Annotated in this window: 20 protein-coding genes; all 20 read left to right on the top strand. The window is 40.5% G+C overall.

The genetic code is table 11. From position 1 onward, the window contains the following. Nucleotides 1–64: 64 nt before the first annotated feature. The 20 genes from efeO (at nt 65) to ftsA (ending at nt 20,802) form a co-directional block, all read left to right on the top strand. Nucleotides 65–922, top strand: a complete 858-nt coding sequence (gene efeO, locus A4H00_RS06325; RefSeq protein ID WP_067088275.1) for an iron uptake system protein EfeO — start codon at nt 65–67, stop codon at nt 920–922. Nucleotides 923–925: 3 nt separating this feature from the next. Further along, complete coding sequence (gene efeB, locus A4H00_RS06330) at nt 926–2,158, top strand: iron uptake transporter deferrochelatase/peroxidase subunit (RefSeq protein WP_067088277.1); 1,233 nt, start codon at nt 926–928, stop codon at nt 2,156–2,158. After that, nucleotides 2,136–3,833 carry an FTR1 family iron permease gene (locus A4H00_RS06335; RefSeq protein WP_067088279.1) on the top strand — a complete coding sequence of 566 codons (1,698 nt, stop codon included), beginning with the start codon at nt 2,136–2,138 and terminating at the stop codon, nt 3,831–3,833. Before efeB ends, A4H00_RS06335 begins: the two co-directional genes overlap by 23 nt. Further along, the gene (gene tatC / locus A4H00_RS06340; protein ID WP_067088281.1) at nt 3,823–4,560 is read left to right on the top strand and encodes a twin-arginine translocase subunit TatC; all 738 of its coding nucleotides are present in this window, start codon (nt 3,823–3,825) and stop codon (nt 4,558–4,560) included. The genes A4H00_RS06335 and tatC overlap by 11 nt, the downstream gene beginning before the upstream one ends. Continuing rightward, nucleotides 4,544–4,723 carry a twin-arginine translocase TatA/TatE family subunit gene (locus tag A4H00_RS06345; RefSeq protein WP_067088283.1) on the top strand — a complete coding sequence of 60 codons (180 nt, stop codon included), beginning with the start codon at nt 4,544–4,546 and terminating at the stop codon, nt 4,721–4,723. The genes tatC and A4H00_RS06345 overlap by 17 nt, the downstream gene beginning before the upstream one ends. Nucleotides 4,724–4,919: 196 nt before the next feature. Further along, a complete protein-coding gene (locus A4H00_RS06350; protein WP_067088290.1) occupies nt 4,920–5,963 on the top strand; it encodes an MmcQ/YjbR family DNA-binding protein in 1,044 nt (347 codons plus the stop codon). A gap of 101 nt (nt 5,964–6,064) precedes the next feature. Beyond that, on the top strand, nt 6,065–7,057 hold the full coding sequence (gene asnA / locus A4H00_RS06355) for an aspartate--ammonia ligase (RefSeq protein ID WP_067088292.1): 993 nt from the start codon (nt 6,065–6,067) through the stop codon (nt 7,055–7,057). Nucleotides 7,058–7,192: 135 nt separating this feature from the next. Beyond that, the gene (locus A4H00_RS06360) at nt 7,193–9,274 is read left to right on the top strand and encodes a BglG family transcription antiterminator (protein ID WP_067088293.1); all 2,082 of its coding nucleotides are present in this window, start codon (nt 7,193–7,195) and stop codon (nt 9,272–9,274) included. Next, nucleotides 9,274–9,585 carry a PTS sugar transporter subunit IIB gene (locus tag A4H00_RS06365; protein ID WP_067088296.1) on the top strand — a complete coding sequence of 104 codons (312 nt, stop codon included), beginning with the start codon at nt 9,274–9,276 and terminating at the stop codon, nt 9,583–9,585. The genes A4H00_RS06360 and A4H00_RS06365 overlap by 1 nt, the downstream gene beginning before the upstream one ends. A 13-nt stretch (nt 9,586–9,598) precedes the next feature. Then, nucleotides 9,599–10,888, top strand: a complete 1,290-nt coding sequence (locus tag A4H00_RS06370; protein ID WP_067088298.1) for a PTS sugar transporter subunit IIC — start codon at nt 9,599–9,601, stop codon at nt 10,886–10,888. Between the two features lie 26 nt (nt 10,889–10,914). After that, nucleotides 10,915–11,313: a hypothetical protein gene (locus tag A4H00_RS06375; protein WP_067088300.1), complete on the top strand. Its 399-nt coding sequence runs from the start codon at nt 10,915–10,917 to the stop codon at nt 11,311–11,313. Nucleotides 11,314–11,322: 9 nt separating this feature from the next. Next, nucleotides 11,323–12,186 carry a class II fructose-bisphosphate aldolase gene (locus tag A4H00_RS06380; protein WP_067088302.1) on the top strand — a complete coding sequence of 288 codons (864 nt, stop codon included), beginning with the start codon at nt 11,323–11,325 and terminating at the stop codon, nt 12,184–12,186. A gap of 3 nt (nt 12,187–12,189) precedes the next feature. Further along, on the top strand, nt 12,190–12,807 hold the full coding sequence (locus A4H00_RS06385) for an AAA family ATPase (protein ID WP_067088304.1): 618 nt from the start codon (nt 12,190–12,192) through the stop codon (nt 12,805–12,807). A 477-nt stretch (nt 12,808–13,284) separates the two neighbouring features. Then, nucleotides 13,285–13,521 (top strand): hypothetical protein, encoded by a 237-nt coding sequence (locus A4H00_RS06390; RefSeq protein WP_067088306.1) that lies wholly within the window; start codon nt 13,285–13,287, stop codon nt 13,519–13,521. Between the two features lie 39 nt (nt 13,522–13,560). Further along, on the top strand, nt 13,561–15,411 hold the full coding sequence (gene typA, locus A4H00_RS06395) for a translational GTPase TypA (protein ID WP_067088308.1): 1,851 nt from the start codon (nt 13,561–13,563) through the stop codon (nt 15,409–15,411). 4 nt (nt 15,412–15,415) lie between these two features. Continuing rightward, on the top strand, nt 15,416–15,697 hold the full coding sequence (locus A4H00_RS06400; protein ID WP_067088310.1) for a DUF3165 family protein: 282 nt from the start codon (nt 15,416–15,418) through the stop codon (nt 15,695–15,697). Between the two features lie 138 nt (nt 15,698–15,835). Then, entirely contained in the window at nt 15,836–17,194 is a 1,359-nt protein-coding gene (gene murD / locus A4H00_RS06405) for a UDP-N-acetylmuramoyl-L-alanine--D-glutamate ligase (RefSeq protein ID WP_067088312.1), read from the top strand. 3 nt (nt 17,195–17,197) lie between these two features. Then, nucleotides 17,198–18,265: a UDP-N-acetylglucosamine--N-acetylmuramyl-(pentapeptide) pyrophosphoryl-undecaprenol N-acetylglucosamine transferase gene (locus A4H00_RS06410; RefSeq protein WP_067088314.1), complete on the top strand. Its 1,068-nt coding sequence runs from the start codon at nt 17,198–17,200 to the stop codon at nt 18,263–18,265. 1 nt (nt 18,266) lies between these two features. Continuing rightward, the gene (locus tag A4H00_RS06415) at nt 18,267–19,286 is read left to right on the top strand and encodes a cell division protein FtsQ/DivIB (protein WP_067088316.1); all 1,020 of its coding nucleotides are present in this window, start codon (nt 18,267–18,269) and stop codon (nt 19,284–19,286) included. A 136-nt stretch (nt 19,287–19,422) separates the two neighbouring features. Further along, nucleotides 19,423–20,802: a cell division protein FtsA gene (ftsA, locus tag A4H00_RS06420; RefSeq protein ID WP_067088320.1), complete on the top strand. Its 1,380-nt coding sequence runs from the start codon at nt 19,423–19,425 to the stop codon at nt 20,800–20,802. Nucleotides 20,803–20,825: the final 23 nt, after the last annotated feature.

Below are 20,825 nucleotides of genomic sequence, written 5' to 3' on the forward strand. Positions count from 1 at the left end.
TTCTTTGAAAATGAGAAAAACTGTGCTATACTAGAAACATGTTAAAACTAAAGAAGGAGTTTCTATGAAAAAACTTGGTATTGTTTTAGTATCGGCAGCTTTATTGACCGCATGTGCACCTGCAACACAAGAAAAGCAGGCAACAATAGAAAGTACAACGGTTCAAGTGAGTCAACAAGCGCTTGACAAAGCAACGGCTGATTACAAGGCATTTGTAGAAGAGCAGATTGGACAATTGTTGACCGATACGGAAAATTTTGCCCAATTACTCAAAGATGGCAAATTAGAAGAAGCGAAAACAGTCTATCCAGTCATTCGAATGGCCTATGAGCGTTCAGAACCGATTGCGGAAAGTTTTGGCGAATCAGATGTGAAAATTGACTTCCGCTTGGTCGACTATATGGAAGAAAACAAGACAGAAGAAGGCTGGTCAGGTTTCCACCGCATTGAAAAAATTCTTTGGGAAGAAAATACAACAACCGGTACGGAACAGTATGCGGATCAATTGGTCAATGACATTAAAGAATTAAAAGCGAAAATTGCGACTGTTGAAGTGACACCTGAGATTATGCTGACAGGGGCAGTTGATTTGCTCAACGAAGTAGCCACAAGCAAGATTACCGGGGAAGAAGAAGTGTATTCCCACACAGATTTATATGATTTCAGAGCCAACATCGAAGGAGCAGAGAAGATTTTTGAACTCTTTAAGCCAAGCTTGGAGAACAAAGATGCTAGCCTCGTTATGACTCTTGAAAAAGAATTCAAGAATGTGAATGGTCTGCTGGATCAATACATGACAGACAATACGCACTATAAGCTCTATACAGATTTGAGTAAGGAAGACACCAAAAAACTAGCTGAGGCCGTGACAAAACTCGGTGAGCCACTGTCTCAAATGGGGATTATCTTGGACGGGAAGTAAGAAATGACAAAAGACGAAAAATGGTTTGAGAAGAAAATGGATCGTCGCGAATTTTTAAAAAAAGCAGGTATAGGAGGAGCTGGGCTTGCGCTCGGTGCCTCTGGTGCGTCTGCTTTTTTCGCGCATAAAGTGACTGATGAAACTGCAAAAGCAGACGGACAAGAAGATATTTCTTTTTATGGGGAACATCAGGCAGGAATTGTAACTCCGACCCAGAAAAATGTGTATTTTGTTGTACTTGACCTGCATTCGACAGACAAGGCTGAAGTCATTCAGATGTTCAAGGATTGGACAGATTACAGTGAGAAATTAGTGACTGGAAAGCTAGTAAAAGAAGATGGAGATAATGGCTATCTTCCACCATTTGATACAGGGGAAACGGTTGGTCTGAACCCTCACCGCCTGACCCTTACTTTTGGGATTTCACCCGCTTTCTTGACCAAGCTAGGATTGGAAAGTAAGAAACCAAAAGAGTTTCGAGATTTACCAGTCTTTCCAAGGGATCAGCTCAAGGAAGCCTATACTGGAGGGGATATTGTCATTCAAGCCTGTGCTGACGATGCACAAGTTGCCTTTCATGCTGTCCGAAATCTTGTCCGAAAAGGTCGCAGCCTCGTAACCATGAAATGGAGTCAAGCTGGTTTTGCAGCGATTGGCAACCGCAAGGAAACGCCACGAAACCTGTTTGGATTTAAAGATGGCACGGCAAATGCGACGAAAAAAGAGCAATTTCAGGATATCATCTGGTGTGAGGATGCGAACTGGATGCGGGGAGGCACCTATATGGCAGTCCGCCGTATCCAAATGTTTCTGGAAACGTGGGACAGAACCAGCCTCAATGAACAGGAAAATACCTTTGGTCGCTACAAGGAAAGCGGTGCACCCTTTGGAAAGAAAGATGAGTTTGATGAAGTTGATTTGGACTTAAAAGACGATAAGGGCGAGCCACTTGTGCCCGTTGATTCTCATGTCAGACTAGCAAAGGAAACAGGTGTTGAAATCTACCGTCGCTCTTATTCGTATTCAGATGGAATTGATGAAAAAACAGGTCAATTTGACTCAGGCTTACTGTTTATTTCTTTCCAAAAAAATCCGGAGCAGTTTATCACCATTCAAAACAATTTGGGAAATATGGATAAAATGAACGAGTACATTACCCATGTCGGAAGTGGTTTATTTGCTTGCTTTGCAGGCGTGAAAAAAGGAGAGTACATTGGTCAAGCCTTACTTGAATAAACTGGCACTCCTTGCCTTACTTGCTTTCGTCTTTTTTGCAAGACCTGTTTCGGCAGCGGATTCCTATAGTCATCTCTTTATCACGATTACAGATGCAACCACGGCCTTGAATAAAGGGGACAAGGAAAGAGCAGAGCAGTTGATTGCCCAGTTGCAGGAAGATTTCACACAAGTTGAAAATCATGATTCCAAGGCTGGTCAGATGGTGACCAACCGTCTAACGGAATTGAAACAAGAACCGACAGAAGAAAAATTAGTGGCTGTTTCAAAAGCTCTCTTGGATTTTGAAGCTGAGCAGCATCCAGTTGATGTTGATGCTGAAAAAGAAAAACTGATGAACAAGTTATCTCCTGCCTTTGACCTTTTGCAGGAAGCGATTGAGCGGAAAGAGATTGACAGTGTCAAGGAGAACTACAAAAAACTCAATAGTACGTGGACAGTGAATGAAGGCATTGTTCGTGATACTAGTACAGGGCATTACGGAAAAATTGAAACAGCCATTTCTTTCTTACGCAGTAGCATTGAAACAGAACCTGTAGACTATGGCAGTATTCAAACATCATTTGATGATTTAAAAAATGCTATTCAAGCCTTTGTAGCTGGTCAAGAGGTAGCTACAGCTGCAACGGATGTAACCTTAACAGATGGGATTGATCTGCTCAAGCAAGCACAAACTGCTTTTGAAGCAGGTGATAAGACCAAAGGGGCTTCTCTGATGAAGGAATTTATCACCATTTGGCCGACCATTGAAGGAGATGTTAGTACACGGAATCCAAGTCTCTATACTCGTGTCGAGAGTGAGTCGCCTGTCATCATGGTACGAGGTGACGAAGCGGCTTATCAAGAAAAACTAGCCCAGTTAATTGCTGATTTGGCAAGCATTGATCCCTCAGCCAGCTATACTGTCTTTGATGCGATGTTAATCCTTCTGCGGGAGGGAGTTGAGGCTCTTCTCATTGTGATGGCTCTAGTATCTACTCTAAAAGCTAGCAAGCAGAAAAAAGGCTTGCTTTGGGTTTATGGTGGAGCTGTCGTCGGATTGCTAGCCAGTGCCCTGTTGGCGATTGCCTTACACCAATTTTTCCCAAGGCTCTCCTCTGGTGCCAATCGTGAAATCATTGAGGGCTTGGTGGGGATTGTTGCGGTTGTGATGATGGTTGTCATTGGTATTTGGCTCCACAGTAAATCTTCTGTCAAGAAGTGGAATGCCTATATGGAGCAGCAGATGCAGGTGGTGACAGCGAGCGGTAGCTTCATTTCCATGTTTGCCTTGAGTTTTCTAGCGGTCTTTCGTGAGGGGGCAGAAACCATTCTCTTTTATGCAGGTATCCTACCAAAGATTAGCCTCAATGACTTTCTATTAGGAATTGGTCTAGCCTTTTTAGTCCTTTTACTCTTGGCTGTTGTCATGCTGAAAACAACGAGCAAAATCAAGCCACATAAGGTATTTTTTTATCTGACTTGGCTGATTTATGCCCTAGCCTTTAAGATGTTGGGAGTTAGTATCCATGCCTTACAATTGACCAATATCCTCTCGAGTCATGTAGTGAGAGGCATTCCTACAATAGATGTGATTGGTCTGTATCCAAGTCTAGAAATTCTGCTACCACAGGTCTTTCTCATCCTCTTGATTGCTGGTTTAACGTGGAAGAATCGAGAACATCATGCACACTAAACAAGAACTAACCGTTGTCGAGCATTTGACCGAATTTCGGAGCCGTTTTATTTGGACCCTATCCTTTTTCTTCGTTAGTTTTTTGATCAGTCTCTATTTTTCGAGAAGTATTTACCAGTTTTTGACTCAGGGATTTTCTCAGAAATTGATTGTCTTGGGCCCTAACGATATATTATGGATTTATATCAACATAGCCAGTCTCTTAGCCTTTACACTGACCTTGCCGTTTTTGACCTATCAAGTTTGGGCTTTTGTAGTTCCAGCGCTTGATAAAGGAGAAGCCAGAAGTATTTTCTGGTATATTCCAGCAGTCTTTTGCTGCTTTGCCTTGGGCTTACTATTTGGGTTTTATCTGGTTAGTCCAGCTCTCTTACAGGTTCTTTTGTCATTCGGAGATGGGCTCTTTGATACGCAATTAACAGCACAAAATTATCTGGCTTTCTTGTTACATACGACAATTCCGATGGCTGTTTTGTTTGAAATACCTGTTTTAGTGGCATTTTTGACCTCCCTTGGTATCCTTAGTCCACGATTTTTGGTACAATATAGAAGACATGCCTACTTTACCTTGTTGGTGATTGCAGTGGTCATTACACCAGCTGATTTTACAAGTGATTTAGCCATGACGGTTCCCCTTATCCTCATCTATGAAGTAAGTGTTGGTATCAGTAAATGGCTCTATCGAAAAAAAGAAAAAAGGAGAACCTATTATGGGAATCTTACGTGATATTGGTGCACCGGGAATGATTATCTTGGTCTTGGGTGCCCTCTTGATTTTTGGACCAAAACGCTTACCAGAGTTGGGCGAATCCATTGGTAAAATGATCTCATCCTTTAAAAAAGCCATGGAAAATGGTGAAGAAAAAGAAAAGGATGATACAGCTCATTAAGGCTATTTTGAGAAGAGAGTGGGGAATGTCGATTGAACGCTTCCGCACTCTTTTTTACAGGATTGGTAGGGGACATCGTTAGATTTCAATAATTGATTTTCCTCAGTATTCCTTTTTAATTTGAGTATCTACAGTTATTTCTCTGATGGTTGCTCTAGCTGAAATGAGTTAAATTAAAACGGTTAAGGAGAGCAAAATGCTATTTGAAGACGCTTTTTTCAAGAATCAAATCTGGCAGCAAGATCGCTTAGTTGCCTATGGTTTTCAAGAAAAAGATGGTTGGTGGACAGTTCATCAGCCTTTTATGAATGGGCATTTTGAAGCACGAATACGGGTAAAAGTCCCGAATCAGGTTGTAGCGCAGGTCTGGGATATAGATATGGATGAAGAATACCATGCCTTTCGCATTCAACGTGCAGTTGGAGCATTTGTCGGTGAAGTACGAGAAAACTACGCTGCGCTTCTTCATGAAATCGTCCAACAATGTGCAGAAGAAGAGCCCTTTCAATCTCCACAAGGGAATCGCCTTATAAGGTATATTCAGAAACGATTTCAAGAAGAGCCAGATTATCCATTTACTAAAGCGCCAGACATTGCTACCCTACGGCACGCTGGAAATCAAAAATGGTATGGCTTGATGACCCAAGTGCCGTGGACAGTCTTGAAGAGAACAGATAAAGAAGGAAAAATAGACATCATCAATGTCAAAGTAGAAGCAGATCAGATAGAGGATATAGTAGGAAGAGGGGGGATTTATCCTGCCTATCATATGTCTAAAAAAAGTTGGGTTTCAATCAGTTTAGATGATAGCTTATCAGATGAGGACTTGTTTGCCTTGGTGGAAAAGAGTCGCCAGTTGGTTGCACCGAAAAGTGCACAGTCCCTAACGGAGACTTGCTATTGGATTCTTCCTGCCAATCCCGCACTTTATGATATTGATACGGAATTGCGGAATGAGGGAGAGATTTTATGGACTCAAAAGCCGAACATTAAACGAGATGACATTGTCTGTATCTATATGACAAAACCGATTCAAGCGATTCGCTATCTCTGTCGGGTAAGCAAGGCTCATCTCACTGAGGGAGATGAGGTTTATATGAAGCTAGAACTGCTTCGAGAATTGTCTGATAGTGAATTTCCCCTGTTGCGGATGAAGGATTTGGGAGTTAAAGCAGTAAGAGGACCACGCCTAGCCACACCAGAATGCCGGAAGGTCCTCGAAAGCTTGCTAAAGGAGTGACTTAGCAAGCTGTAACAAAATTATCAGAAAATTTACTATTTTACTTTACATCTTCCCTAAAAAGTCTATAATAAGAATATAGTTTTTGGAGGTTATGGAGTATGAAGAAGAGTTTTATCCACCAGCAAGAAGAAATTTCCTTTGTCAAAAATACCTTTACCCAATATCTCAAGGACAAGTTGGAAATTGTGGAAGTGCAAGGACCGATTTTGAGCCGTGTCGGTGATGGGATGCAGGACAATTTGTCAGGGGTTGAAAATGCGGTGACTGTCCATGTCAAGTTGATTCCTGATGCGACCTATGAAGTCGTCCATTCTTTGGCGAAATGGAAACGTCACACTCTTGCACGGTTTGGCTTCAATGAGGGGGAGGGTCTTTTTGTCCATATGAAAGCCCTTCGTCCAGATGAAGATTCACTTGACCCGATTCACTCGGTTTATGTAGACCAGTGGGACTGGGAGAAAGTTATTCCAAACGGTAGGCGTAATCTGGCTTATTTAAAAGAAACCGTTGAGCTGATTTACAAGGCCATTCGGTTGACTGAATTAGCTGTTGAAGCTCGCTATGATATTGAAGCGGTGCTGCCTAAGCAGATTACCTTTATTCACTCGGAAGCATTGGCAGAGCGTTATCCAGATTTGACGCCTAAAGAGCGGGAAAATGCAATCGCTAAAGAATACGGTGCTGTTTTTCTCATTGGGATTGGTGGTGAATTACCAGATGGAAAACCGCATGACGGACGGGCTCCTGACTATGATGACTGGACAACGCTGTCTGAAAATGGCTACAAGGGCTTAAACGGAGATATTCTCGTGTGGAATGAGCAATTGCAATCCGCTTTTGAATTATCTTCTATGGGGATTCGGGTAGATGAAGAAGCTCTCAAACGTCAGGTAGCTATTACAGGTGATGAAGATCGACTGGAATTTGAATGGCATAAGGCACTTTTAAATGGACTCTTCCCACTTTCAATCGGCGGAGGAATTGGTCAATCACGCCTGGCCATGTTCCTTCTCCGCAAAAAACACATCGGTGAAGTCCAATCAAGCGTCTGGCCGCAAGACGTCCGTGACACATTTGAGAATATATTATAAAAAAGAACTGGAAATCAGTTCTTTTTTATATGTTGGGAAACGCTTACTTATTTGCCGAAAAAGACGGCAAAAACATCTACTACCAAATAATGTTCGTAACTTTTATAATAAATGTATAGAAAGAGAGGGGAGAAGGTGAAGGAAAGAACTATTGCACTGATTAATTTGTTATTACTTTCAAAACTGCCAGTCCAAATGAAGCAATTACAAAAGGATTTGCAAGTTAGCGCTCGAACGATTCGTAACGATATTGCTAATTTAAATGAATTTCTAGAAAAATATCATCTTCCCAAAGTTCAATCTATCCGAAGTAAAGGATTTCAATTGGAGTTATCTGAACAAGAAGAAAAGATATTTAGAAGTTATCTTCGAGATGAAGAAATGCAAGATTATTTGACACGAGAAGAACGGATGTTAGATATCTTGCTAGACATAGCATTAAATACGGAACCCGTATTTCTTTATCGAAAAGAAGAAGAGTATCGCGTTTCAAAGTCAACGATTGATGAAGATATGCGTCAGTTGAGACAACGCTTGATTTCCTATCATGTGCAAATTGTTAGTCTTCCTAAAATTGGTTTGGTTTTAGAGGGGAAAGAATCGACGATTCGAACGATGTTATACGCTTTTATTAGTTCAGCACTTGCGAGAGATGAGGAACGATTTGAATTAAGTCGCCCAGATATTATCGAGCATTACATAGCACCGGAGCGTATTCAAATGCTTGATAATCTATTTGAGGATACTATTTATTCGATTGGCGATCAACTTCATCGGCTTCATTTTAACCTATTTACTTGTATTTGGATGGGTAGAATCATGAAAGGGCAGTTAGTTGAAGCAACAGAAGTTCCCACCGAGTCTGTAAAGGATATTCGAGGTATTAAAGAGTATTTACATCGTATTTGTACATATTATTCCTTAATACCTACTGTCACGGAGTTGGATTATATTTATGCGATGCTGCAATCGTTTCATGTGAAGGAAGAATATAGTCCGATTAACTGGTTGCAGTTACAAATGTTAACACTCCAATTAATCCATTTTGTTACAGAACGGACGGGAGTCCCATTTTCAAAAAAAGAAAATTCTCTTCAAGAATCTCTCTATAGACACCTGATTAGCATGGTTTCACGAATCGAGAATAATATTCAATTAACAAATCCATTAACGGAAAAAATTCGACAGAGTTATGGAGTTATTTATGAAGCGGTTCAAGTATTTTCGACTGACTTGGCGAAACAGCTAGGTAAGACAATATTAGAAGATGAAATTGCCTTTCTTGCTATTCATTTTTCAGCAGCACTAAGTGAAATGAATCAAGAAAACCAATATTGGTATCGAGCAGTGGTGATTTGTAATCATGGTGTCGCAACTGGGAAATTACTGTCAGAGAATTTAAGAGAATTTTTTAATATTGAAGTTTTCGCAGTTTTAAGTTCTAAGGAATTGGCAATTGTGGATAAATTGGATGTAGACTTGGTTTTTTCCACAGTAGAAATTACCTATACTCAAAAGCCGCTTCTAATTGTAGATTCTTTAATACAGGAAAGTACAAAGGTTCGCATTCTCCATTTTTTAGCAGAACATTCGGAAGCTAGGCGAGTTATTCATAAGCGTAATGATTATACAGTGATGTTTCAAGAGTTACTTTACCTTGTTGGGCAAATAGGAGATATTGATAAAAATTGTTATCTGGCGCTAAGCCAGCTATTTAAAGAATATGATTTAACGATAAATATAAGAGAGGTACAGCCTATGATACAAGATATTTTAACAGACGATAGTATTCAAATTATAGCGAAAGAGTATGATTGGCCAGATGCTATAAAGCTAGTTGGCCAACCGTTATTGGATAAATCAATTATTACACAAAATTATGTATCTGCTATGATTAATAGTGTATCAGAGTATGGTCCATATATTGTTATAGGACCGCACCTAGCCTTAGCTCATGCTAGACCGCAAGACGGGGCTAATAAATTAGGGTTAAGTGTTGCTGTTTTTGAAAAACCAGTTTATTTTGGCCCAGAGGAAGAGCAACAAGTATCCGTAATCTTTTGTTTATCTGCAGTTGATGCATTTTCACATTTGAATATTATGAAAAGTTTGGTGAATTTAATTCGTCATACTGATAAAATCGAGCAACTTTCCCAAGCGAGGGATATTGAAACTGTTAAACAAATTTTATTTCATTCACATAAGGAGGAAGAATGATGGGACGTCCAATCACAATTTTATTTGTATGTGGAGCAGGACTAGGGTCTAGTTTTGCTGCTCAGATGGCTGCGGAGGATGTATTAAATCAATACAATGTCAATGCCAAATTAGACCATGTTGATATTTCAACAGCAGCATCTGTCCAACCAGATGTTATTATCACAGCACAGAATTTCCAAAAACAATTTGAAACATTTTCAATTGATGAGGAAAAAACTGCGATTATTTATTTGAAGAATATCGTTTCTTCAAAAGAAATTGAAGAAAAATTACTACCTATATTGCGCGAAAAACAAGTGATTGAATAAAGGAGAAAAAACGATGCAAATTGTAAATTTTATTATTAACAATATTTTAACTCAAGCCTCTATCACAATCGCATTGATTGCGATGCTAGGTCTTGTACTGCAAAAGAAGTCTCTTGGACAGGTTATTTCTGGAACGTTAAAAACGTTGCTTGGTTTTCAAGTCTTGAGTGCTGGTTCAAGTGTTATTGTAGGAAGTTTGCTTTACTTTGGTGATATTTTTAAAGTTGCTTTCCATACACAAGGAATTGTTCCTTCGATTGAAGCTATTAATGGTCAAGCGATGAATGATCTTGGTTTAGGAAGTGACATTGCTTTAACCTTCTTAGCAATCTTTATTTTCAATATTTTATTTGCCCGTCTAACGAAGTGGAAATATATCTTCCTTACAGGTCAAGCTATTCTTTGGATGGCTACGATGACAACTGTCTTTGGTTATTTTGCTGGCTTACGTGGATTTGTACTGATTATTGTCGGTGGTATGGTTGGGGGCTTCTTTGCAATCGCTATGCCAGCTATTGCTCAACCAATTATTCGGAAAGTAACAGGATCAAATGATATTGCATTAGGGCATTTCTGTACAATTGGCTATTTGTTTGAAGCAGGAGTAGCAAAAATATTTGGAGAGCGTGGAGAAAATAAAAAATCTATCGAAGATATTCAGTTACCAAAAGCATTTGATTTCTTACAGGATACGTATTTGTCTGTAATGGTTGTAATGGTACCACTTTATCTTGTCACAGCTGCTATTGCTGGGCCAGGAATCGTTGATACAGGCAGTCAAAACCATATTATGTTTGCATTCTTACAATCTATTCAATTTGTAGTAGGTGTGTATATTCTTTTATCAGGTGTGCGTCTCTTGTTGGCTGAGATTGTACCAGCCTTCCGAGGAATTGCGATGAAACTTGTGCCAGATGCGATTCCTGCTCTTGATTGTCCAGTATTTTTCCCTTATTCACCAAACGCTGTTATTTTAGGATTTATTACGACTACAATTGGGACACTAATTGCAATGGTCACTCTTCCACTATTTGGTCTTGCGACCATTTTGCCAGGTATGCTGACTAATTTCTTTGCAGGTGGAACTGCGGGAGTCTTCGGAAACGCTGTAGGAGGCCGTAGAGGAGCGATTATTGGTGGTATCGCCCATGGATTCTTCATTACTCTTTTGCCAGCCCTTTTGGTAACTGCATTTGGTCAGCTTGGTTTTGTCAACGCAACTGCAACAGACGTTGACACGGTAGCAGCAGCTCTATTGTATGCATGGTTATTTAGTCCAGTATTAAAAATGCTGAATATTTAACTATCTATCTGAGGAGGTAAGTGGGAATGTTTTCATTTTTTAAGAAAAAAGAGCCTCAGAAAAAAGAGGAAGTTCCTCAAAATATCTTGAGTGATGAAGAAAAGACTTTGGTTCGTGAGAAAATTGTAGATTTCAATAAACAATTAGCAGGCGGGGACCTTGAGGTTGATCAAAGGGCACAGCTTTATGAGGAAATAGGTTTATTGCAAGCAAAGTTGGAAGAGGTCGAAGAGGCTATTCAGACTTTAGAAAGTAGCTTGGCATTAAAGTTAACGATGGGAGCTGGCTATAAACAATTGATGAATCTATATAATCAAAAAAGAGCGGAAGCAGCCCGTAATAAAGATAATGAGGCCATCGATTACTACATGAATAAAATGGACGACATGAGAAATATCGCGAAGAAATTAACATTAACAAGGTAGGATAATTTTATGTACAAGACTCTAAAAGAAGTAACAGAAATAGCCAGCAAACTAAATATGACAATTGGTGCCTTTAATATGCATAATTTAGAAATGCTTCCCGACATGATTCGAGGAGCAAAAGAAGTCGGAGCGCCCATTATCATTCAAACAAGCATTGACACTGCGAAATACATTGGCTACGAAGTAATTGTGGCTGTTGTAAGGACATTAGCAGAGACTCATATGGGAGATGTCGCGTTGCATCTGGATCATGCAAGAGATGTAGATGCAATCAAAGATGCAATTGCTGCCGGTTATTCAAGCATTATGTTTGATGGTTCTCATTTACCATTTAAGGAAAATATTGAAAAGACAAAATTAGTTGTTGATTATGCCCATGCTCGCGGTGTTTCTGTGGAAGGCGAACTTGGTACAATTGGTGGAACCGAGGAAGGAATTTCTGTTGCAGAAGATGATAAGGTTTATACTAGGCCAGAAGATGCAGTTTTCTTTGTGAAAGAGACAGGAGTAGATGCTTTAGCAGTGGCAATTGGTACAAATCATGGACAATTCAAGTCCAAAACAGAAGTGAATGTTCCTCTTCTTAAAGAAATTCACAAAGTAGTAGATGTTCCTCTTGTGATTCATGGTGGTACAGGTGTGAAAGAAGAAGATTATCCTGAACTAATCAATAATGGGATTCGAAAATTTAACGTTGGAACAGAATTACTTGTAAATTGGACACAGGAGGCGAAGCATTCTTTCGGAGAAACTGCAGTCAATAAATCTCTCCGATATAATGTTATTCCAGCTAATCAAAAAGTAAAAGATATCGTTAAACACAAAATGCATCTATTTTTGAATAGTCATCAGCCTATCATGATGGAGTAATGTATGGAGAAATATTTAATTCTTTTAGCTGGGCCACCAGCTACAGGAAAAAGCTATTTAAATAATTTGATATGCGAGGCACTTCCCCAAACTTACACGGTTTCACCAGATGAATTCAAGCAAGATATGGCTGATAGCGTTGGTTTTTCAACAGCGCAGGAAAAAAAGGAGCTGGAGCAGCAAGTTTGGGAACTCTACTATCAAGCGTTGGAAGTGTACATGAGGGTTGGCAAGCAATTTATTGTGACAGAATATCCATTTTCCTATAAACAAAAACCTTATTTTGAAGGGCTGTCCGAAAGATATAATTATCACGTCATCACCATTCGTCTAGTTTCTGAATTTGAAACACTTTGGCAAAGGAGGATTCAACGGGATTTGGATGCTAGTCGTCATTTAAGTTTTTTGATGAGCCATTATCGCTATGGCGACACATTGCAGGATAGAACTCAGGCAGATGAGTTAATCACTAAGCAAGGGTTTTGGGATATTATTGAGGCGCGACAGTACAATCATTTTTCACTAGGTAAACTATATGAGATAGATGTTACTGATTATAGTACAGTAGATTATGCGCCCCTATTGGAAGAATTGGTGGCCTTATCTAGGGAGGGACGATAATGGTTAATAGGAGAGAGTGGGACTCAATCGTGATTTCGTAGAAATCGATTTTGTCAATTTCGCTTTCTCATTTCTAGGCTCAAGTATTAACAGTCCACTGGACTGTCCTCGCTCTCTAGTTTCTAAGCACGGGTATTGACAGTCACTCCCCTGACTGTCAATATCCGCAAGGTTGACTAGCTTCCACAATTGAGAATTGTGGAAGGCTGGAAATAGAACGAGCGTAGCTCGCCCCTTGCAATTGAGAATTGTGGAAGGCTGGAAATAGAGCTAGCGAAGAACTGTTCGCTAGCCTTTTCTACTATAATGGTGATTTATCAACGTTTTACATTCGTCAAAAATTAAAATCTGACGTCGTTAACTCACCTTGCTTCAACAGTCCAGCGGACTGTTGAAGGTTGGAAATAAGATTATGAAATAATCCTCAGCGTAACCTCTAGTTCTACCTGTGATTTTGTTGTCTAGTCAGAATAGAATATGACAAACCAGACAATCCTCGCTTTCGGATTTCTAGGCTTAGGTATCAATATTGATATAAGTCAAACTATTCAAGCTATAAAAAAGAAAGGCTGGACACTTTTGTCTCAGCTTCTTTTTGTGATTGTTGAGAGTCGTTCTTTTTGTTATTATTTCATGAGAATTTCTATTTCTTTCAAATCCCTCCCTGAAAACATTTACAATCAGCTTATCGGTGCTTTTTCAGGAAATCTGTGATATACTTTTTTAGTTAAACTAAACAAAGTAGAGGCAGATATGACAAATTTAAGAAATGATATTCGTAATGTCGCGATCATCGCTCACGTTGACCATGGAAAAACCACCTTGGTCGATGAATTGCTAAAACAATCGCAAACGCTTGATGAGCGTACGCAATTGGATGAACGCGCAATGGATTCAAACGATATTGAAAAAGAACGTGGAATTACCATTCTTGCAAAAAATACAGCAGTTGCTTATAACGGCACTCGTATCAACATCATGGATACCCCAGGACACGCGGACTTCGGTGGAGAAGTAGAGCGGATCATGAAAATGGTTGACGGGGTTGTCCTTGTGGTCGATGCTTATGAAGGAACCATGCCACAAACGCGTTTTGTATTGAAAAAAGCCTTGGAGCAAAACCTGATACCAATCGTTGTGGTAAATAAGATTGACAAGCCATCAGCTCGTCCAGCAGAAGTCGTTGATGAAGTCTTGGAACTGTTTATTGAGTTGGGTGCAGACGATGACCAATTGGAATTCCCAGTTGTATACGCATCAGCAATCAATGGAACGTCTTCACTTTCAGACAATCCAGCAGACCAAGAAGAAACCATGGCACCAATTTTTGATACCATTATCGAACATATTCCAGCGCCAGTAGACAACTCAGATGAACCCTTGCAATTCCAAGTATCGCTCTTGGACTATAATGATTTTGTCGGCCGTATTGGTATCGGACGCGTCTTTCGTGGAGCAGTAAAAGTCGGAGACCAAGTAACTCTTTCGAAGCTAGACGGCACAACGAAAAACTTCCGCGTGACAAAACTTTTTGGTTTCTTCGGTCTTGAACGTAAGGAAATCCAAGAAGCAAAAGCTGGTGATTTAATTGCTGTTTCTGGTATGGAAGACATCTTCGTTGGTGAAACAGTAACACCAACTGATGCCATTGAACCATTGCCAGTGCTTCGTATCGATGAGCCAACCCTTCAGATGACCTTCCTTGTGAATAATTCACCATTTGCAGGTCGCGAAGGAAAATGGATCACCTCTCGTAAGGTAGAAGAGCGTCTCCTGGCTGAATTGCAGACAGACGTATCGCTCCGTGTTGATGCGACAGATTCACCAGATAAATGGACTGTATCTGGTCGTGGTGAATTGCACTTGTCTATCTTAATTGAAACCATGCGTCGTGAAGGTTATGAACTTCAAGTGTCACGTCCTGAGGTCATTATTAAAGAAGTTGACGGTGTGAAAATGGAACCGTTTGAGCGTGTGCAAATCGATACTCCTGAAGAATACCAAGGTTCTGTTATCCAAAGTTTATCTGAACGCAAGGGTGAGATGTTGGATATGCAGGCGACAGGAAATGGTCAAACTCGACTTGTATTCCTTGTACCAGCTCGTGGCTTGATTGGCTATTCAACTGAATTCCTTTCAATGACTCGTGGATACGGAATCATGAACCATACCTTTGATCAGTACCTTCCAGTCGTTCCAGGTGAAATCGGTGGTCGTCACCGCGGTGCTTTAGTGTCAATTGATGCAGGAAAAGCAACCACTTACTCTATCATGCGGATTGAAGAGCGTGGAACAATTTTCGTTAACCCAGGTACAGAAGTATATGAGGGAATGATTATTGGGGAAAATTCCCGTGAGAATGACTTGACAGTCAATATCACAACGGCTAAGGCTATGACAAACGTTCGTTCAGCAACCAAGGACCAAACAGCGGTGATTAAAACACCACGTATTTTAACCTTGGAAGAATCGCTTGAGTTCTTGAATGACGATGAATATATGGAAGTCACACCAGAATCAATTCGTTTACGCAAACAAATTTTAAATAAAGCAGAGCGTGACAAAGCCGCTAAGAAGAAAAAATTAGCAGCCGAAGAGGGCTAAGCCTATGTTTTATCTGATTGTTGCTATTATGTTGGTACTGTTCTATATTTTTGCAGCACCGAGCAATATCAAAGGGACCATGAATGTGGTGGGAGCAGTATTTCTCGTCGTAGGGCTTCTGATTGCCCTGCTACTAGGACTCTTGCAAATTTTGCAATCTCCGCCAGAAATGTGGCTGGTGATTGGTATGGTTGTCGTAGGACTGTGGGCCATGCGTGATATCTATTTCTTGGATAGGTCAGACAAACCAGCAGGGCCAAAGAAAAGACCCTATCGGTATCGGTAGACAAGGTGTATGAGGCTCTTTAAATGATCAAACAGCAGAGGCTAGGGGAATTTTCCCTAGCCTCCTTTACTTTCACTTGAAAAAGGAACGTATTCAAGGTAAAATAGATAGGCTAGGTATAGAAAGTATGGTATCAAGATGCATCAGATAAAAGAATTTGAAAATAAAAAAGTTTTAGTGCTAGGACTTGCCAAATCAGGTGAGGCAGCAGCGCGTTTGTTGGACAGATTAGGTGCAATTGTCACTGTCAATGACGGCAAACCATTTGAGGAAAATCCGACAGCTCAAGCCCTATTAGAAGCAGGTATTCGGGTGATTTGTGGTAGTCATCCCTTGGAGTTATTGGAAGAAGACTTCGCCCTTGTTGTGAAAAATCCAGGGATTCGTTATGACAATCCCATGGTAGCTCAAGCCCTTCAAAAAGGCATTCCAGTTTGGACAGAAGTGGAGTTGGCTTATCTTGTTTCAGAAGCCCCAATTATCGGCATTACAGGTTCAAACGGTAAAACAACAACAACAACCATGATTGCAGAAGTTCTTAATCACGGTCAACAGTCTGCCAAACTCTGTGGAAATATTGGTTTTCCAGCTTCATCTGTTGCCCAAGAAGCGACAGCAAATGATGTCTTGGTTATGGAATTATCCTCTTTCCAACTCATGGGAATAGAAGCATTTCGTCCCCATATCGCAGTTATCACGAATCTAATGCCGACCCATATTGACTATCATGGTTCGTTCGAAGAGTATGTGGCGGCCAAATGGCGGATTCAAGAGCAAATGACAGCAGACGATTTTGTTGTGCTCAATATGAATCAGGAAATTGCCAGTTCTCTTGCTAAACAAACTAAGGCACAGGTTATTCCCATTTCGACTCAAGAGGTTGTTGATGGTGCTTATCTGATAGACGGTCAGCTCTATTTTAAAGGTGAGCAGATTATGGCTGCTACAGAAATGGGTGTTCCAGGTAGTCATAATGTGGAAAATGCCCTTACGACCATCGCAGTTGCTAAACTCATGGGAATTGATAATCAAGCGATTAAAGAAGCCCTATCAGCCTTTGGCGGTGTGAAACACCGTTTGCAACATGCTGGCCAGCTTGAAGGAGTAACCTTCTATAATGACAGTAAATCAACCAATATTTTAGCGACCCAAAAAGCCTTGTCTGGTTTTGACAATAGCAAGGTCATTTTGATTGCGGGGGGTCTTGACCGTGGGAATGAATTTGATGAATTAGTACCAGATTTATTGGGCTTAAAGCACATGGTCATCTTAGGCGAATCAGCTCCTCGTGTGAAACGGGCAGCAGAACAAGCAGGTGTTCCGTATACAGATGCACAAGATGTAGCAGAAGCAACGCGCAAGGCCTATCAAATGGCTACAGCAGGAGATGTTGTCCTGCTTAGTCCTGCCAACGCGAGCTGGGATATGTATGCCAATTTTGAAGTCCGCGGAGATAGCTTCTTAGCTACTATCGAGGAATTGAAGGGGAAGAAATAAGATATGAAAAAAATAGTCTTTACAGGAGGTGGAACGGTCGGACATGTGACCTTGAATCTTCTGTTGATTCCACGATTTCTCAAGGACGGATGGGAAGTCCATTACATTGGCGACCGCAAGGGAATTGAGTATCAACAAATCATTCAATCAGGAATGGATATTCAGTTTCATGGAATTGCGACAGGAAAGTTGCGCAGGTATTTTTCCTGGCAAAATCTCTTAGATGTCTTTAAAGTCGTCTGGGGAATTGTGCAATCTATTGCCATTTTACTCTCTATTCGTCCCCAGGCCCTTTTTTCAAAGGGTGGTTTTGTGTCTGTTCCGCCAGTGATTGCAGCGCGTGTACTTGGCATTCCAGTTTTTATTCACGAGTCAGACTTATCAATGGGCTTGGCCAATAAAATTGCCTATAAATTCGCGACCACTATGTACAGTACCTTTGAACAAAGTGCTGATTTAGCAAAGGTCAAGCATGTAGGAGCTGTGACCAAAGTTGCACCTGCTACCAATGTGACCCCCATTCAACTACCAGAAATCCTTAGTCAATTTGATGAGCACCTCCCAACCCTGCTTTTCGTTGGCGGGTCAGGCGGTGCCAAGGTCTTTAATGACCTCATTAGCCAACACAAGGAAGCTTTGACAGAACGGTATAATATTATCAATTTGACAGGAGATAGCAGTCTCAATCAACTGGCACCAAGACTGTATCGAGTAGAATATGTGACAGATTTATATCAACCCCTGATGAATGAGGCAGATCTAGTGATTACTCGTGGCGGATCAAATACGATTTTTGAATTAGTTGCCATGCAAAAACTTCACCTAATTGTCCCACTAGGGCGTCAAGCAAGCCGTGGGGATCAGATCGAAAATGCTCGTTATTTTGAAGAAAAAGGCTATGCAAAACAGTTAGATGAAAGCCAATTAACAGTGGACAGCCTAGTGACGGTTGTTGAACAATTATTCCAAGAAAAAGACAGTTATATAAAGCGAATGGTTGATTCAAGCGAGATTCAAACCATTGACCATTTTTATCAGCTCTTACAAGCCGATATAGATAGAAAGGTATAAAATGACGGAAAAGGATTCTTTGGAAGAAGTCAAGGAAACTCCTCAAGAAGAGGTGGAAATCGAAGAAAAAGAGCAAGCACCTGATACCGAAAAAGAAAGTGATTTTCTGGTCCAATGGAAGGAACGGCATCAGGCTTATTTGGTGAGTCAAAAAGAGGGAGACGCTGAAGAGACAGCCTCGTCTACTTCAGATTCAGAGAAAACGGAATCTGATATCAGCAAATTGAAAAAAAAGGCACGAAAAGCTAGTTTTTCGCCTCACACTAAGAAAGAAAGTTCCGCTTCATCTGCACAGGATGTGGACACCCATACGAAAAAGGTTCGTGTTCCTATTCCGAGAGAGGCTGTTTTAAAAAGCCTCCTCATTCTATTGCTGGCTTTGGCAGGAATCCTCCTATCCAGTTATTTTATTAGCCCCTTGAGCAAGGAGAAAAGGATAGATGTAGTTGGCACCAAGCGCTTGACAGCAAAAGATATCCTGACCTATAGTCAGATTTCAGCTAGAGACTATGCCTTGACGACTCTTTTATCTAAGAAACAGATTGAGCAGAATATCAAAAATAGCAGTAATCTAGTCAAGTCAAATACGATTGCCTTTCAGTTCCCTAATCGTTTTACGATTGAGGTTGAAGAATACGAGGAAGTCGGTTACTTAAAAGAAAAAAATGCGTACAGACTGGTGTTAACTAGTGGTACTATTTCAGAAATAGCGATTGCTGAGGAAGAACTACCTGAAGAACATACCTTGATTAACTTGAAGGATCACGGCTTGGTAAAAGAACTTGCCCTGCAATTAGCAACTATTGATCAGGCTATTACAAGAAATATCCAATCAGTAGACCTAACACCGAGCAAATCGACTGCAGATTTGCTGACACTGACGATGTACGATGGGCATAAAGTCTTGATACCGCTATCTGAAATTAAACGAAAATTGCCCTACTATTCTAAAATAGCGGAGCAACTTTCTGTTCCAAGTATGATTGACATGGAAGTTGGTATTTTCAGTTATGCTATTTAGAAAAAATAAAAGAAAAAAGCTTTTCTAGTGACCATTTTCTAATATTGTATGGTATAATGAAGAGTGAATAATTATATTTAAAAAAACTTGAAATAAAAATTCTTTAAAGTTTGAGAAGTAAGAGAGGACTGATGGGATGGCTAGAAATGGCTTTTTTACGGGATTAGATATCGGTACAAGCTCCGTTAAAGTCTTGGTGGCTGAGTATGTTGAAGGCGAGATGAATGTGATTGGCGTGAGCAATGTCAAAAGCTCAGGCGTAAAAGATGGAATCATTGTAAATATTGATGTAGCGGCCAACGCAATCAAGACAGCGATTGCCCAAGCGGAGGAAAAAGCAGGTATTCGGATTGACAAGGTCAATGTTGCCCTGCCAGCAAATCAATTGCAGATGGAGCCTACTCAAGGGATGATTCCTGTTACAACAGATTCTCAAGAAATTACAGATGTAGATGTTCAAAATGTTGTAAAATCAGCTCTGACAAAAAGTATGACACCAGAACGTGAAGTGATTTCCTTTATACCAGAAGAATTTGTAGTGGACGGATTCCATGGGATTAAAGATCCTCGTGGTATGATGGGGATTCGTTTAGAGATGCGTGGAATGCTGTATACTGGACCACGTACGATTTTATATAATCTTCGCAAAACAGTAGAACGAGCAGGTGTTCAAGTTGAGAATGTTGTTATTTCATCGCTTGCCCTTACTCGATCAGTTTTAAACGAGGGCGAAAAAGAGTTTGGAGCAATTGTGATAGACCTTGGTGGCGGACAGACAACTTTTGCGGTGATGCGCGGTCAGGAATTGAAAGATGCCAAAGTCTACCAAGAAGGTGGTGATTACATCACCAAAGATATCTCTAAGGTATTGACAACTTCTCAAAGTATTGCGGAGAATCTAAAATTTAACTATGGCATTGCCTATCCACAAGAAGCAACTGAAAAAGAGAAATTTATGGTTGAGGTCATCGGAGAGTCTTCTCCAGTTGAGGTAACAGAACGCTACCTTTCTGAAGTGATTTCGGCACGCCTTCGTCAAATCTTTGCACGAGTTCGTCAAGAATTGGAGCGTACACGTGCCTTGGATTTACCAGGAGGAATTGTTTTAGTTGGTGGTGTAGCAGTTCTCCCAGGAATTACCGAACTTGCTCAGGAAGTATTTGGTGTCAATACGAAATTGTATGTACCAAATCAAATCGGTATTCGTAATCCAGCCTTTGCCCAAGTTATTAGTATTGTCGAATATGTCGGAAACTTGGATGAAGTAGAAATGATTGCACAAGCAGCTGTAAATGGAGAAGCCACTCTTCGTCAAAAACCGGTGGAAATCCCAATGGATTTACCAAGAGTCCGTCCAAGCGTTCAGCCAGTTCAGCGGGAAGTTGTGCCAGAAACAAGCAGTGAACCAGTGGAAGATAGAAGTTTTGTTCCTTACTCAGAAGAAGTGGAACAAGATGAGCCAAAGGCGAAAATTACGGATCGCATTCGTGGTTTGTTCGGAAGCATGTTTGAATAAGAAAAGAGAAAAGGGAATAAACT

This window comes from Streptococcus marmotae (assembly GCF_001623565.1).
GTDB lineage: Bacteria > Bacillota > Bacilli > Lactobacillales > Streptococcaceae > Streptococcus > Streptococcus marmotae.

Excerpts from the sequence above, each read along its gene's own strand:
- tatC (WP_067088281.1), top strand. The coding sequence starts at position 3,823 with ATGCACACTAAACAAGAACTAACCGTTGTCGAGCATTTGACCGAATTT.
- A4H00_RS06365 (WP_067088296.1), top strand. The coding sequence starts at position 9,274 with ATGGGACGTCCAATCACAATTTTATTTGTATGTGGAGCAGGACTAGGG.
- A4H00_RS06380 (WP_067088302.1), top strand. The coding sequence starts at position 11,323 with ATGTACAAGACTCTAAAAGAAGTAACAGAAATAGCCAGCAAACTAAAT.
- A4H00_RS06400 (WP_067088310.1), top strand. The coding sequence starts at position 15,416 with ATGTTTTATCTGATTGTTGCTATTATGTTGGTACTGTTCTATATTTTT.
- A4H00_RS06350 (WP_067088290.1), top strand. The coding sequence starts at position 4,920 with ATGCTATTTGAAGACGCTTTTTTCAAGAATCAAATCTGGCAGCAAGAT.
- A4H00_RS06345 (WP_067088283.1), top strand. The coding sequence starts at position 4,544 with ATGGGAATCTTACGTGATATTGGTGCACCGGGAATGATTATCTTGGTC.
- efeB (WP_067088277.1), top strand. The coding sequence starts at position 926 with ATGACAAAAGACGAAAAATGGTTTGAGAAGAAAATGGATCGTCGCGAA.
- A4H00_RS06370 (WP_067088298.1), top strand. The coding sequence starts at position 9,599 with ATGCAAATTGTAAATTTTATTATTAACAATATTTTAACTCAAGCCTCT.
- efeO (WP_067088275.1), top strand. The coding sequence starts at position 65 with ATGAAAAAACTTGGTATTGTTTTAGTATCGGCAGCTTTATTGACCGCA.
- A4H00_RS06385 (WP_067088304.1), top strand. The coding sequence starts at position 12,190 with ATGGAGAAATATTTAATTCTTTTAGCTGGGCCACCAGCTACAGGAAAA.
- ftsA (WP_067088320.1), top strand. The coding sequence starts at position 19,423 with ATGGCTAGAAATGGCTTTTTTACGGGATTAGATATCGGTACAAGCTCC.
- A4H00_RS06415 (WP_067088316.1), top strand. The coding sequence starts at position 18,267 with ATGACGGAAAAGGATTCTTTGGAAGAAGTCAAGGAAACTCCTCAAGAA.
- typA (WP_067088308.1), top strand. The coding sequence starts at position 13,561 with ATGACAAATTTAAGAAATGATATTCGTAATGTCGCGATCATCGCTCAC.
- A4H00_RS06390 (WP_067088306.1), top strand. The coding sequence starts at position 13,285 with ATGACAAACCAGACAATCCTCGCTTTCGGATTTCTAGGCTTAGGTATC.
- A4H00_RS06375 (WP_067088300.1), top strand. The coding sequence starts at position 10,915 with ATGTTTTCATTTTTTAAGAAAAAAGAGCCTCAGAAAAAAGAGGAAGTT.
- asnA (WP_067088292.1), top strand. The coding sequence starts at position 6,065 with ATGAAGAAGAGTTTTATCCACCAGCAAGAAGAAATTTCCTTTGTCAAA.
- murD (WP_067088312.1), top strand. The coding sequence starts at position 15,836 with ATGCATCAGATAAAAGAATTTGAAAATAAAAAAGTTTTAGTGCTAGGA.
- A4H00_RS06410 (WP_067088314.1), top strand. The coding sequence starts at position 17,198 with ATGAAAAAAATAGTCTTTACAGGAGGTGGAACGGTCGGACATGTGACC.